This is a genomic window from Acinetobacter sp. V115_6 (genome assembly GCF_031799025.1).
In the GTDB taxonomy this organism is placed as follows: Bacteria; Pseudomonadota; Gammaproteobacteria; order Pseudomonadales; family Moraxellaceae; genus Acinetobacter; species Acinetobacter pittii.
Window position 1 is genome coordinate 122857 of record NZ_JAVQNO010000019.1, and the last position, 13415, is coordinate 136271.

General features: G+C 39.1%; 12 protein-coding genes. 5 read left to right on the forward strand and 7 right to left on the reverse strand.

Annotation, left to right across the window (positions count from 1 at the left end; translation table 11 throughout):
* The first annotated feature begins 14 nt into the window (after positions 1-14).
* Entirely contained in the window at positions 15-416 is a 402-nt protein-coding gene (locus RMA94_RS07340; RefSeq protein ID WP_311082398.1) for an NUDIX domain-containing protein, read from the forward strand.
* A 1-nt stretch (position 417) separates the two neighbouring features.
* Here RMA94_RS07340 and RMA94_RS07345 read toward each other — a convergent pair whose 3' ends face one another.
* Positions 418-1047: a ComF family protein gene (locus RMA94_RS07345; RefSeq protein ID WP_086265767.1), complete on the reverse strand. Its 630-nt coding sequence runs from the start codon at positions 1045-1047 to the stop codon at positions 418-420.
* Positions 1040-3085 carry an ATP-dependent DNA helicase RecG gene (gene recG / locus RMA94_RS07350; protein WP_309171471.1) on the reverse strand — a complete coding sequence of 682 codons (2046 nt, stop codon included), beginning with the start codon at positions 3083-3085 and terminating at the stop codon, positions 1040-1042. Before recG ends, RMA94_RS07345 begins: the two co-directional genes overlap by 8 nt.
* Positions 3086-3105: 20 nt before the next feature.
* Here recG and RMA94_RS07355 point away from each other — a divergent pair, with 20 nt between their 5' ends.
* Positions 3106-3921, forward strand: a complete 816-nt coding sequence (locus RMA94_RS07355; protein WP_311082399.1) for an NAD-dependent epimerase/dehydratase family protein — start codon at positions 3106-3108, stop codon at positions 3919-3921.
* 79 nt (positions 3922-4000) lie between these two features.
* A complete protein-coding gene (locus RMA94_RS07360) occupies positions 4001-4984 on the forward strand; it encodes a putative solute-binding protein (protein WP_311082400.1) in 984 nt (327 codons plus the stop codon).
* 46 nt (positions 4985-5030) lie between these two features.
* Here the strand turns inward: RMA94_RS07360 and plsB are convergent, their stop codons facing one another.
* A complete protein-coding gene (plsB, locus tag RMA94_RS07365; RefSeq protein ID WP_005067259.1) occupies positions 5031-7604 on the reverse strand; it encodes a glycerol-3-phosphate 1-O-acyltransferase PlsB in 2574 nt (857 codons plus the stop codon).
* Positions 7605-7880: 276 nt separating this feature from the next.
* On the opposite strand from plsB, the gene RMA94_RS07370 reads away from it, so the two are divergent.
* Both RMA94_RS07370 and RMA94_RS07375 read left to right on the forward strand, forming a co-directional pair.
* Positions 7881-8753 (forward strand): acyl-CoA thioesterase II, encoded by an 873-nt coding sequence (locus RMA94_RS07370; protein ID WP_002116924.1) that lies wholly within the window; start codon positions 7881-7883, stop codon positions 8751-8753.
* Between the two features lie 109 nt (positions 8754-8862).
* Positions 8863-10128, forward strand: coding sequence for a dicarboxylate/amino acid:cation symporter (locus tag RMA94_RS07375; protein ID WP_057069029.1), 1266 nt, complete (start codon positions 8863-8865; stop codon positions 10126-10128).
* A gap of 45 nt (positions 10129-10173) precedes the next feature.
* Here RMA94_RS07375 and RMA94_RS07380 read toward each other — a convergent pair whose 3' ends face one another.
* The 4 genes from RMA94_RS07380 to RMA94_RS07395 form a co-directional block, all read right to left on the reverse strand.
* Entirely contained in the window at positions 10174-11124 is a 951-nt protein-coding gene (locus RMA94_RS07380; RefSeq protein ID WP_130119849.1) for a metal-dependent hydrolase, read from the reverse strand.
* A gap of 124 nt (positions 11125-11248) precedes the next feature.
* Positions 11249-12025, reverse strand: coding sequence for a ribosome biogenesis GTP-binding protein YihA/YsxC (gene yihA, locus RMA94_RS07385; RefSeq protein ID WP_005067265.1), 777 nt, complete (start codon positions 12023-12025; stop codon positions 11249-11251).
* Between the two features lie 100 nt (positions 12026-12125).
* A complete protein-coding gene (locus RMA94_RS07390) occupies positions 12126-12563 on the reverse strand; it encodes an Rrf2 family transcriptional regulator (RefSeq protein WP_002116968.1) in 438 nt (145 codons plus the stop codon).
* Positions 12564-12650: 87 nt separating this feature from the next.
* On the reverse strand, positions 12651-13415 hold the full coding sequence (locus tag RMA94_RS07395) for a globin domain-containing protein (protein ID WP_014207751.1): 765 nt from the start codon (positions 13413-13415) through the stop codon (positions 12651-12653).

The window sequence follows — 13415 nt, forward strand, 5'->3', positions numbered from 1 at the left end:
ACGAGGTTAAATAGGTGAAAACAATTACGGTCGCTGCCGCAGTGATCTTAAATGAGCAAAATCAGTTGTTGCTTGTAAGAAAGCGTAATACACACGCTTTTATGCAAGTAGGTGGCAAGCTGGAACCTAATGAGGCACCAGAGATCACCATGCAACGCGAAATTTTAGAAGAAGTCGGAAGCTCTTGTGTGATTGAGCAATTTATTGGTTATTTCGAAACAGCAGCTGCCAATGAGCCAGATCATATTTTGGTGAGTCATTTATATCTAGTTCAGCTCGACCAAGCACCTAAAATTGCAGCCGAAATTGCAGAAATGAAGTGGATAGATTTAAATGATTCTGAAACTCCACTTGCACCATTGACTCGAGAAATTGTCATTCCTTGGTGTGAAGAGTATTTATCTATACTGCAATAGCTTAACTCTTCGGCGTTGCTGCTAGGCACGCCGTATGAATGGATGTGCAGCCTAATTGTTTAAGTGCTTGACTGAGCGCATTTACAGAGCTTCCCGTGGTTATCACGTCATCAATAATGAGAACACGGCGATAACGTCGTTTCTCTTGATGATGGGGTAAAAATTGTTGTTCGATATTTTCAAAGCGTTCTAGTCGAGAAAGTCCTTTTTGAGCGTGTTCATTTAAGCGTTGAATTGGTTGCCAAACAGGTATTTTTAAGTGTTTGCTTAAGATATTGGCAAGTAGCAAAGACTGATTGAAACCACGTTCAATTAAACGTTGATTGGAAATAGGCATGGGTACGATCGCTTGTACCTTGGGAAATTTTAATTGTTTTAAAATTTCACCTAATAAGATCTGATAATGTAATTTTTGTTCATATTTAAACTGCTGAATGATCCGGTTAATTGGATAAGCATAATTACAGGCCACAAGAACAGATTGATTATTACGTTGAATCGTTTGTTTAAGCCAAGGTAGCTGTTCCCAACAGTCTTTACAGAGCGATGATTTTTCTCGCATGCCTAACTCGCACAATGAGCAAGGTGAAAATAACTGAATAAGAGGTTGAAAGTTTAAAAAATTAAACATACGCGTAGCGAGGCGCCTCAGGAAGCCAACGTTTTAATAGAGCATCTGCCTGTTCTGGATAATCTTTTAAAACTTGCTGTGCTACATAGTGAGCCTGACTCAGTAGGTGATCATCTCGCTCTAAACGAGCAACCCTAAATCCCATATCCCCAGTTTGTTTAGTCCCTAGTAATTCGCCCGGTCCACGTAATTCCAGATCTTTTTCCGCAATCACAAAGCCATCATTACTTTCTCTTAAAATAGAAAGTCTTTCTTGTCCATTTTGAGAGAGAGGCGTTTTATATAAAAGTACGCAAAAACTGGCTTGAGCACCTCGACCTACGCGGCCACGTAATTGGTGTAGCTGAGAAAGCCCTAAACGCTCGGCATTTTCAATCACCATAATGGAAGAGTTAGGAACGTCTACTCCAACTTCAATCACTGTTGTTGCGATAAGAAGCTGTAATTCATTATTTTTAAATGCTTGCATGACGGCTTGCTTTTCATCGGCTTTCATTTTGCCATGCACCAAACCAATATTGAGTTCAGGAAAACGTTCTTTCATCTCTTGGTAAGTTGCTTCTGCTGCTTGAGCATCTAAAGTCTCAGACTGTTCAACTAATGTGCATACCCAATAGGCCTGTTTCCCATCTCTACAATTCGAAGCAATTCGTTGCAGTACTTCCTCACGACGATCAAGTGGAATCGTAACGGTTTGAATGGGTGTACGGCCCGGTGGCAACTCATCAATTATGGATGTGTCTAAATCGCCATACGCACTCATTGCCAGTGTTCTCGGAATCGGAGTAGCTGTCATCACGAGTTGATGTGGGGTGAATTGCTCAGCACCTTTATTACGTAAAGCTAAACGTTGATCTACACCAAAACGATGTTGTTCATCAATAATCACTAATCCTAATTTGGCAAACCCGACGTTATCTTGAAATAGGGCATGTGTACCAACAATAAGTTCCGCATGGCCTTCTTTAATTTGCTGCTCTGCTTGAGCACGCGCTTTACCTTTTTGTTTGCCAGATAACCATGCCACGGTTACACCTAATGGTTCAAACCAACGTTTAAAGTTTAAATAATGCTGTTCTGCAAGAATTTCAGTCGGAGCCATTAATGCAACCTGCCAATCTGCTTCTAAAGCATGGCAAGCGGCTACAGCGGCAACCAAGGTCTTTCCAGCACCTACATCGCCTTGTACTAGGCGTAGCATAGGTTGGTGTTGTTTTAAGTCATTTAAAATTTCTTTAGATACACGTTTTTGTGCATTGGTCATTTGAAATGGTAAAGCTTCTAATAGTTTTTTAGCTAATGCTTTACTGCTTGAAAATGCAGGTGATGCAATTTGGCGAATATAAGCACGGCGATTAAGTAAACTAATTTGGTGTGCAACCAACTCTTCAAAAATAAGCCTTTGCTGTGCAGGGTGCGAGCCTTGAGCCAATTGCAGCATGTTGGCATCCACAGGAGGCTCATGAATGTAATACAAAGCCTCTTTAAGCGCATAGCCATTGGTATATTGTTTTGGGAGTAGCTCTGGTAAGGCGTCACTATGATGCTTTAAAGCTTGTTTAACGTATTCACGTAATTTAGGTTGAGTTAACCCATCCGTACTTGGATAAATTGCTGTAAGCTGAGTTTTTGGTAGAGGTGTATGTTCATGAATGAGCTGAATTTCAGGATGATACATCTCAAGGCCGCGAGCACCTACACGGACTTCACCAAAAATGCGTAAGCGATGACCGGGTTTTATTTTATCAGTCAGGTTCTTATAAATATGATAAAAGCGTAAGGTGACTTTACCGAATTCATCTTGCACCAAGGCTGCCATAGATTTTCTTTTTCCTGGGGGGAAATCAATTGATTTGACTTCTCCTTCGAGTAAATAGCTCCGCCCAACCACAAGTTGATTCATTGGAATAATCGTACTGCGGTCTTCATAATCACGTGGCAGATGAAACAGTAAATCATCTGTGGTAAAAATATTTAGTTTTTCGAGCAGGGCTGCTGAAGCCGATCCAACGCCTTGTAACTGATGGACTGAAGTCATGTCCCCTCAACGAGTTTTCTATGCATATATTATTTATCGGTTATGGTAAAACATCTCAGCGTGTTGCTAAACAACTATTTGAGAAAGAACATCAAATTACCACAATCAGCCGTAGTGTAAAAACGGATAGTTACGCAACACATCTTGTTCAGGATATTTTTACGCTCGATTTAAGTAAAATTGAACCTGTAGATGTCGTATATATTTTACTTTCTCCAAATGAGAGTACGGTTGAGGGCTATCAGCAAACTTATGTTGATAGTATTGAACCGATTCGAGAAGCATTAAAAATACATCCAGTAAAAAAAATAATCATTGTCTCTTCTACGCGGGTATATGGTGAAAATGAAGGGGAGATTATTGATGATTTTAGTGAAATTCATCCAAATGATGCACAAGGCCATATATTGCGCAATATGGAACTACTTTGGCAAAAGTACTATCCAACTCAATCTGTAATTATTCGCCCTACAGGTATTTATGGAACTTCCATTGCCCGTTTAAAGAAAATGGCTGAAAATCATCAAAGCTATCCAAATATACATTATAGCAATCGAATACATATTGATGATTTAGCAAGATTTTTGGCTTTTATGGCTGATTACGAAAGTCATCAAGCAAGCTATATTGTGACTAATAATCAACCATTGCCTTTGCATGAAGTTATAGTGTGGTTTCAAAAACAATTGGGATTGCCAGAATTAACTTTAGAATCAAACCAAATTTCAGGTAAAAGAATTTATGCAAAACATTTATCTACAATAGGTTTTCAGTTAGAACATCCGATTTGCTTTAATGACTATTTATTATGTTTAAATGTTCATAGCACTAAATGAAATTTTGATTAAACTTTAAATAAGAACATAAATACCTGATGAGGCAGTCAAATTGCCGATAAAGATAAAAAGGTTGAAAGTGAAAAAAATTTGTTTAGCTCTTATCTTGAGCATAACAGCTGTTGCGAGTTGGGCTGAGGATCAGGTGTGGTGTGCCTATGATCCTATCGGGTCCCAAGGGGATATTACTCGCCGTTTAAATGACATTCGGCTATATGCCCAGCAATATCAAGTCAAATTTAAAGTGGTTACCTATCAAAAAGAACAGCAGGCTATACAAGCTTTTGATGATGGGAAATGTTCAGGTTTAGCTGCATCCAATTTCAATACTTATCGTTATAACCAGTTTATGGGAAGTACCGCGGGTATAGGGCTTATTCCTAATAACCGTACGGCCAAAAGCTTTTTGCAGCTTTTAAATCATCCTACAATCGAGAAAAGGTTAGTTTCTAAGAATTATGAAGCTATAGGAATGATTCCAATTGGAACTGCTTACATGGTTCTAAAAAATAAGAACCTCTCTAGAGTCGCTCAATTAAGAAATCAGCGTATTGGGGTGTTACCTAACAATCCACCACAACAAGCACTGGTACGAAGTGTAGGTGCTCAGCCAGTTTATGTCGATTTATCTAACGCGATTGCGCAGTTTAAGCAAAATAAAATCGATATTATTGCTGCCCCAGTGTATGGATTATTGCCGTATAACTTACAAAAAGAATTTGGACCAGATACTCAAGTCATTAATTTTCCTTTGGCATATTTCGGTGTCAACTTAATTATTAAGCAGCAAGCTTATCCTGCTAATTTTGGCCGGAAAATTCGAGGATGGTTCGTTCAAAATAGCCAATTACTGACGAATCGTGCGACACAATGGGAAAATCATTTACCTGCTTATTATTGGGTAGATGTCTCTTTTTATGAGAAGCAAAGTTATGACGTAATGGTTGCCAAAATACGTAATCAGTATGTTGTTTCAGGTTATTACGATGCTTATTTTGTTCAGCTTATGAAGCGCTTACGTTGTATGGACGATCCACGTTATTTTGAATGTCCAATTCGCTAATAAAATAAAAGGCAACCGAAGTTGCCTTTTATTTTGACTAAAGACGTTAAGCTTTTTTACGTTTTAAACGGCGTTTAGCTTGTTGAGATGCCATTGCTTCAAGAGCATCTTTCAATTCTTCGTCAGTAAAGGTGGTGATGTGCTGCAACATTTGCAAGGTTACTTCATCAAGCACCAACTGTGCGCCAGCAGCCATTTGACGGAAATTGTCATCAAACTCAATTTGGCCTTGGTCATTGGTACGAATGTAATTTTGCTGAGTAAGTACTTTTAAGAAGCTTTGGAATAAAGCTTTGTCGAAGAACTCTGGCGAATTAAATTCATAGAGAACTGATAAACGTTGTCCTAATAAATGACTTAATTCTTCAACTTGTTTAGCAGAGATATTACCTGAACCACGTTGAGTAATGAGCGCAAGTGTCATGTAGTAGCGCTCAAGACTTTGCTTAACAGGAGTAGCTAAAACAACAAGCTGATTATGCTCTTCTGTATTTGGTGCAGAGCTAATCAAATTACCTTCATCGTCTTGTTGAATAAGGTTAGATTGAACTAGAGCATCTGCATATTGCTCAACTTGTGCTTTAAGCTCGCTGCTCTTCCATTTAAGGAATAACTCAGCTTTCAAGAATGGATAGAGCGTATAGATGACATTAGTTAAATCTGAACGACTGATTTTTCCATTATGCTCAACAAGCGATGCTACTAGAGAAGGTAAAACAAAGGCGTGCAAGATGTTATTACGGAAGTAAGTCAGAAGAACAGCTTGGTTATCTTCAATCGCAATAATATCGCCAAGCGCATGCTGAACGCGTTTAATGAGTTTAAGCTTTAAACCATACGCAATAATTTCTTTACCAGAAAGTGGTGTTACTTCCATACGTTGGTCATATGGGAAGTTCGATGCCAAGTTGCGATAAGCTTCTAGCTGCTTAATACAAATTTCTTCATCAAGCGTATGCTTTGGAGTTGCAAGCAAAATAATAGAAAGTAAAGAAACAGGGTTAATCACCACAGCTCGGTTAATATTTTCTAAAATTGCATGTGCAGAGCTATTTACTGCATCTGAAACAGCTTGAGGAATTGGGTCGTCATTTTTCTCGATATAAACGTTTTCTGCATTATGTTGCTTAAGCAGATCATCAAGGAAAACGGGTTCACCAAAGTTCACGTGGACTTTACCAAAGATACGTTCAATTTTTCGTAAGGTTTTCACAATACCAAAAATAGATTCGGCTTCTTTTGGCTTACCTTGCATTTCGCCTACGTAAGTTGAGCCTTCCATGAGTCGTTCATAACCAATATAAGTTGGTAAGAAAACGATCGGTTTGGCACGGCCACGTAAATGGCTGTGAACTGTCATGGCAAGCATACCGGTTTTAGGCGGTAATAAACGTCCAGTACGTGAACGTCCACCTTCAATAAAGTATTCAAGAGGCGTGTTGCGTGACAAAATACTATATAGATATTCTTTAAATACAGTAGTGTAGAGTCCATTTCCACGGAAAGAGCGGCGAATAAAGAATGCACCGCCTCCACGTAAAAGTTGACCAACAAAAGGTAGGTTTAAGTTATCGCCCGCAGCAATATACGGAACCATTAAGCCACGTTTATAGATCACATATGACAATAGTAAATAGTCAATGTGACTGCGGTGGCAAGGTGTGTAGACAACTTCATAATCTTTCGCTAGTTCACGAACTGTACTAAAGTTATGTACTTCTACGCCGTCATAAAGCTGAGTCCATAAGCGCGTTAAGGCAAGGTCAGCAAAGCGCACTGCTGAGTGCGAATAATCCGATACGATTTCATTCACATAGCCAATCGCACGGCGTTCAGCTTCAAGCATGCTCACTTTTCCGCGAATACTTTCACGGCGGATTGCTTCTTGCACATCACGAGATTTAACAACCGATTGCATGACATTGCGGCGATCCGACAAATCGGGGCCTAACACGACTTCACGCTGACGGTCTAAATAATCATTTAACGTACTTACAATATAAGTTGCTGGTGAAAGATTTGGATAATGCTGCTGTGCATATTCAACCAATTCACGTAGCGATTGCGGTTCATGAAACTCTAAATAAGACTGACGACCATGCAAACCAATATTTACCAACTGCTTAACTGTGCTTGGCGTTGCCCATGTGTCTGAAAATAATAATTTAAACCAAGAATCTTCTTTATCTGGCGAACGGCCCCATAAAACTGTAACTGGAACAAGCTCTATATCAAGTTCAGGATTTTCTTGTAAAACTTCAATCAGTTTTATTAAACGCGGTGGAAAAGCATGAGGAGGCGGATTCAGTAAATTATTTTCATCATTGTGCTGTAAAAATAAAACTGATGCTTTTTCCTGATGAGTACCCACAATGAGTGGGTCTAACGCAGGTTTTAAATTTAAACGACGCGTTTCTCCATCAACCACTAAAGCATTGCTTCGAGAGTGGTTTTGTAAGACGTAACAAACCACTTTTTGGCGGTCAGTTTTTGCTTCTGTTTCTGTTGTTTCTGATACTGGTTCAGTAGGAACTTCCCCAAGAACATGTGGTGTTACCACGAGGTCAAGTAGTTTACTCGAAAGCCGACGATACATTTGACCAAACCCACTCTTGGACATAAGAACTCCTACTTCTTAAAGACAAATCCCAGCACCAAATGCAGAGGGTAATTATTTTGCGGCATTTATTAAAAAAAACAATATGCTACTTTCTTATAAATTATAATGCTTTTGGCATATTTTATCGTTAAAAATCGTATTTTTAGCTGTTATATGAGCAATGTTCGTCAGAAGTTGACTGATTGTTCCATGTTCAAATAGTTTTTTATGGCACAATAGATTCTACACATCTGTACTTTAATACGATTTTTTACCTGAAATATGAAGGTATCTCTCATGAATGCGTTAACCCAAGAACTTGTCGATCTTCTTACTTTAGAAAAGCTAGAAGAAAATATTTACCGTGGCATAAGCCGTAATCTTGTCGGTAAACGTGTCTTTGGTGGGCAGGTTTTGGGTCAGGCTTTACGTGCGGCATCTTATACAACCGATCGCCCAGCGCATTCTTTGCATGCATATTTTTTATATGGTGGCGATATTAATGCCCCAATTATCTATGAAGTAGACCGTTTACGTGATGGGAAGAGTTTCGTAAGCCGTCAGGTTCGTGCCATTCAACACGGACGAGTTATCTTTTCGGCGATGGTTTCTTTTGCTAACCCCGAAGAAGGCTTGAACTATCAACATCAAGAGCCAGAGTATCCCGCACCAGAGACTCTTAAATCTGAAAATGAGCTCAAAGAAGGTATTTTAAATTTCGTACCTGAAAATGTTCGTGCTAGTTTCATGCGTGAGCGCCATGTGGAAATTCGCCCAATTGATCCGGTAAATCCGTTTCAGCCTCAACCTGAAGCTCCTTATAATGCGCACTATATCCGCACACATGACCGTATTCCAAAACAATTAGATGATATTGCTTTGCATCAAGCAATTGTTGCGTTTTATTCAGACTTTACCTTAATGACAACTGCTTTGAGACCGCATGGGCTTAGCTATATTTCTCCAAGTTTGCAGTGTGCGAGTATTGATCATGCCATCTATTTCCATCGCCCGCTGCGTGCTGATGAATGGATGCTTTACGATATGGAAGCAACCGTTAGCGCAGCTTCTCGCGGCTTGAACTTTGGCCGTATGTGGCAAAATGGCCAACTTGTATGCAGTACCGTGCAAGAGGGTTTAATTCGTTTGCGGGAAATTGAAACGCAATAAGCTTATTTATAAAGCCATCTCATGAGATGGCTTTTTTATTTTTAATTGAAACGATGTGACAAAAAATTGCTCGTATGAAAAGCAAGCTCATGTCATATTTGCAAAAGGATTGCCAACTGAAAAAAATAATGCTGATATGAACTTAAACACACAAATTCTTATTGCGGCCATTTTAGGCTTAGCCTTTGGTTTTATATTAACGTTGTATCCCGATACTGCGTTTGTAAAACATAGTTTATATGGGTTAGGTATATTAAGTAGTGTCTTTATTGGGCTGCTTAAAATGTTGTTGGTACCTTTGATTTTTAGCTCGATTGTTGTGGGTGTATCTAATTTGCAGGCGGGAGGGCAGTTAGGTCCAGTCTGGAAAATTACCTTTTTATGTTGTTTGACTACAACAACATTAGCTTTAATTTTAGGTATAAGTTGTGCTCATCTATTTGAAGTAGGACGTGGTATAGATATCTCTATTTTCCAAACGTCTATGCAAAACTATCAGGCACCAGATAGTTTAAATCCTGCAAGTTTTTTCACTAATTTTATTCAAAATACATTAATTAATCCATTTAAAGCATTTAGCGATGGTAACGTTTTAGCCGTTGTGGTGTTTGCACTATTTGTTGGTGTTGCTTTAGTCCATGGCGGTGAGCGTTTTAAAAGTATTCGCTTATTAAGTCATCAATTTTTTGAAATGATGATGATGCTAGTCGGCTGGGTAATGAAGCTAGCACCTTTGGGTATTTTTGCTTTATTAGCAAAATTAATGGCAACGGAAGATATTTCGGTACTCAGTCGTTTGGCTGAGTTTGCTGTTGTAGTGACAGGGACTACCATTTTTCATGGCGCTGTTGTTTTACCGTTACTACTTTGGATTTTTGGCCGCATGAGTCCTTGGGCTTTTTTCAAAGGAACACGTACAGCGCTAATTACAGCATTTGCAACCAGCTCTAGTTCTGCCACAATGCCCCTTAGTATGAAATGCGCACAGGAAAACTTAGGGGTTCGTCCGCAAACAGCTGGTTTTGTAATTCCTTTAGGTACACAGCTTAATATGGATGGCACAGCACTATATGAAGCAGCCGCTGCATTGTTTGTCGCAAATTTGGTGGGGCTAGACTTAAATCTGACACAACAAATTATTGTGTGCTTAACAGCAATGATTGCATCACTAGGAGCACCTGGAATTCCGAGTGCTGGTATGGTTACCATGATTATGGTTTTACAGTCTGTAGGTTTACCGGCTGAAGCAATTGCAATTTTACTTCCGATTGACCGCCTATTGGATACAGTAAGAACAGTGGTAAATGTGCAGGGTGATATGATGATTAGCGTGGTTGTTGACCGTTATACAAAAGATAAAGATATCAGTGTCTAATCTCCTAAATAAAAAAGCAGGATTTAAAATCCTGCTTTTTTATTTTTAAGCCGCTTGTAATTCAGCTCTTTTTGCTGCTGGAGATTGTGATAAATAATTTACCGCATCTTCAGTGCTACCTTCTTTTACTGGATCGTACCAAGGCATGAGGTAATCAATTTGTTGGGCAATAAGCCAGATTGGATTTGGTAAAACCTGATTATCTTTTCGGCTAATTTTATACCACTCTACTGCAACCCATACTGGGAAAAATCTAGATTTAGCCGCATCTGCAAAACGTGGATCTTGTTTCATAATATGTGCAGCGCCATCTACCCATAATCCAAGCACTAGTACAATTACTGCGAGGCTTAAATAGTAGCGTGGAATATAACCACCACCAAGATGACGATATAAATCAAAAGCAACGGTACGGTGTTCAATTTCCTCTGAACCATGCCATTTTACCAAGTCAACCATTTCAGGGTCGGCACCTAATTCTTCCCAACGCTTGTTATAGAGTGCATATTTACCCAACACACAGGTCATATGTTCAACAGTTGCAATAACGCCTAAACGGAAAAGATCCCATTGCTCTTGTAGAAATTGAGGAACTTCTTTGTCGAAAGGTTTATCTGCTAAGGCAGTAGTAAATAGATAATTCATAATGTCCAGATTTCGCTGGATATCAATATTACGTGCACTTAAATATTCTTTATTAGCTGACGTATGCGCATTGGCGTGCATAGCTTCCTGACGGATAAATGCTTGGACATCCTGTTTAAGTTTTTCGTCTTTAATTTGAGGTAAAACCTTATTGTACAAACGGCAGAACCAGAATTCTCCGGCAGGCAAGATATTATTAATTTCATTAATAAAATAACTTGCGAAAGGCTGATTTGGAATCCAGTCAACAGGGGTATCTTTCCAGTCAAATTTTACTTTACGTGGAAGAATTTTATAGTCAATAGAAGAACCTAAAGCTTTGTTCTTCAAAAAAGATAACAATTTCATCATTTAGTCCTGATTTTTAACTCGATGAAGTTATAACGAGTATAAAAAAAGCCCCTACATTTGTGTTTAGCAATAGGGGCCAATTTGAAAATAAATTTAATAAAGAAATTGTATCTGTTTTGACAATTTACTCTTCAGCATCCTCATCGCTTGCTTCAGGGATCGCGTCAACGTCAAATTCTGGTTCTTGATCAAGTGTAAAATGCAGGCGTCCAGCCATAACGCTTGCTAGCTCTTCTAAACCTAATTTGTTAAGTGATGAGAAAAGTTGAATCGAGAAATCAAGCTTCATTTTTTTCAGCTGTTGCTTAACTTCTAATAGCACTTTGTTTGCAGGGCCACGATTAAGTTTGTCAGCTTTTGTGAGGAGAATATGAACAAAGAGATGACGTGAATAAGCCCACTCTAGCATCATCATGTCGAAATGCTGTAGAGGATGGCGAATATCCATAAGTAATACTAAGCCTTGTAAGCTTTTACGATGGATTAAATAGTTCTCTAATTCTTTTTGCCATACTCGTTTCATATCTTCAGGTACGGCTGCATAGCCATAGCCAGGAAGATCGACTAAACGTTGATCGGGGTTGCCTAGACTAAAGAAGTTAATCATTTGAGTACGGCCAGGTTTTTTAGAGGCGCGCGCTAACTGTTTTTTGTTGGTTAGTGCATTGATAGCACTAGACTTACCGGCATTTGAGCGTCCTGCAAAAGCGATTTCGTAGCCACTATCTTCAACACAAAGTGCCAATTTAGGTGCACTCATTAGAAACTCAGCTTGGCGTAACCAGTTGAGTGATTGCACAGCATATGCTGTGATCGCTGGATCTGGTTTCTTTTCATAGCTGATCTTTTGCTTGGGTGCGAGTCTGGCTTTGGTGTCTTTCGATTTTTCACTACGACGCATAAAAAATAACTTTTTAAATGAGAGGGCTCGCGCCTAGTATAAAGGAGCTTGGGTATTCTTGCTAATTTTCAATTAATCTAGTTATTAAAAGTAATAGAGGTTAGATTTGTAAAAATGCAATAGGGGAGTTGGCAGGAGCGGATTTTGATTGCTGCAAAACTTCTCCGAGTGTGTATTGATCTAGGCTTTGATAAAAACTCTCTAAAGCCTGATCTAAAATACCTTTTAAACCACAGTGACTGCGTAATACACAAGGTGGCGTATTACATTCAACGATTTGATTGTCGCCCTGTAATATTCGAACGATTGAACCTAAATTTGAGTTAAGTGCATCTGGATTTAAGCGAATTCCTCCGCCTTTTCCACGAATGGTAATAATCCATTCCTGCTTGCCCATGAAGTGAACAACTTTAACTAGATGGTTTTGTGAAACATGCAAATCTTTCGCGATTTCTGCAATCGTGTAGGGTGCATCACTTGGGCGTGCAACATACATTAAGAGTCGTAATGCATAATCGGTAAATTTATTAAGCTGCATGATCACCAAAAATGGAAGAGATTAAAAGGATGATCATCTTAGCCTGAAAGTCTAAATAAGAAAACTTTCAGGCAAGAGGTTTTTACATTACAGCGTTAAAGGGGCTGAAACCTGTACTTGATCACCCACTCTATAATGCTCAAGTAGAATATTAGCAACTGAAAACTCAGTATGATTTTCTTCAGGCTGCACTTCAAAGTGATACGAGTTATCTTCTTGAGCTTCAGTAAATTTAAAAGCTTTCGGTTGTTCAAGTTGTTGCTCGGGAACTTGTACTTTAACTGAAATAAAGGCATTTGCTGGGCTAGTCAGTACGTCTTCATGGTCAGTTGCTTTTAAAGTGAAGCGTTTGCCAGATTCCAAAGGATCAATTTGAGTAATTTCAAATGAACGCCAGCCAGCCCATCCACCTTTTAAGCTTTCAAGTTGTTCATATTTTTGTTTTTCAACACCAATCAAGATATCAGCCAACTGTAAGTATGCTTGTTTCCACGCTTCAATAAGCTCTGATTCGAATGGCACGTTGAGTACTTCACTAATTGAATGAAGCAAGTTGTCCCCAACAATTGCATATTGGTCTGGTTGAATATCTAAGCTCACGTGTTTAGTAGTGATGCGTTCTACCGCTTTAGCGAGCACGGTAGGGTTCTCAATATTTTCTGCATAAGCAAGCACAGCAGCTGCAAGCGCGCGTGGCTGACGTAAGCTGGTTTGGTCATCTAAATTAAACACATTTTTTAATTCGGGATTGTTATTAAGCATGCGCTTATAAAAGTATGTAGTCAGCGTAACGCCGTGTTCACGTAAAACCGGTACAGTAGATTTAACAAGTTCAATTTGTTGTGGAGTCAT

Coding starts and splice junctions, on each gene's coding strand:
- recG (WP_309171471.1), bottom strand. CDS start 3,085: ATGACTTCAGTCCATCAGTTACAAGGCGTTGGATCGGCTTCAGCAGCC.
- RMA94_RS07355 (WP_311082399.1), top strand. CDS start 3,106: ATGCATATATTATTTATCGGTTATGGTAAAACATCTCAGCGTGTTGCT.
- RMA94_RS07370 (WP_002116924.1), top strand. CDS start 7,881: ATGAATGCGTTAACCCAAGAACTTGTCGATCTTCTTACTTTAGAAAAG.
- RMA94_RS07395 (WP_014207751.1), bottom strand. CDS start 13,415: ATGACTCCACAACAAATTGAACTTGTTAAATCTACTGTACCGGTTTTA.
- RMA94_RS07345 (WP_086265767.1), bottom strand. CDS start 1,047: ATGTTTAATTTTTTAAACTTTCAACCTCTTATTCAGTTATTTTCACCT.
- RMA94_RS07390 (WP_002116968.1), bottom strand. CDS start 12,563: ATGCAGCTTAATAAATTTACCGATTATGCATTACGACTCTTAATGTAT.
- yihA (WP_005067265.1), bottom strand. CDS start 12,025: ATGCGTCGTAGTGAAAAATCGAAAGACACCAAAGCCAGACTCGCACCC.
- RMA94_RS07380 (WP_130119849.1), bottom strand. CDS start 11,124: ATGATGAAATTGTTATCTTTTTTGAAGAACAAAGCTTTAGGTTCTTCT.
- plsB (WP_005067259.1), bottom strand. CDS start 7,604: ATGTCCAAGAGTGGGTTTGGTCAAATGTATCGTCGGCTTTCGAGTAAA.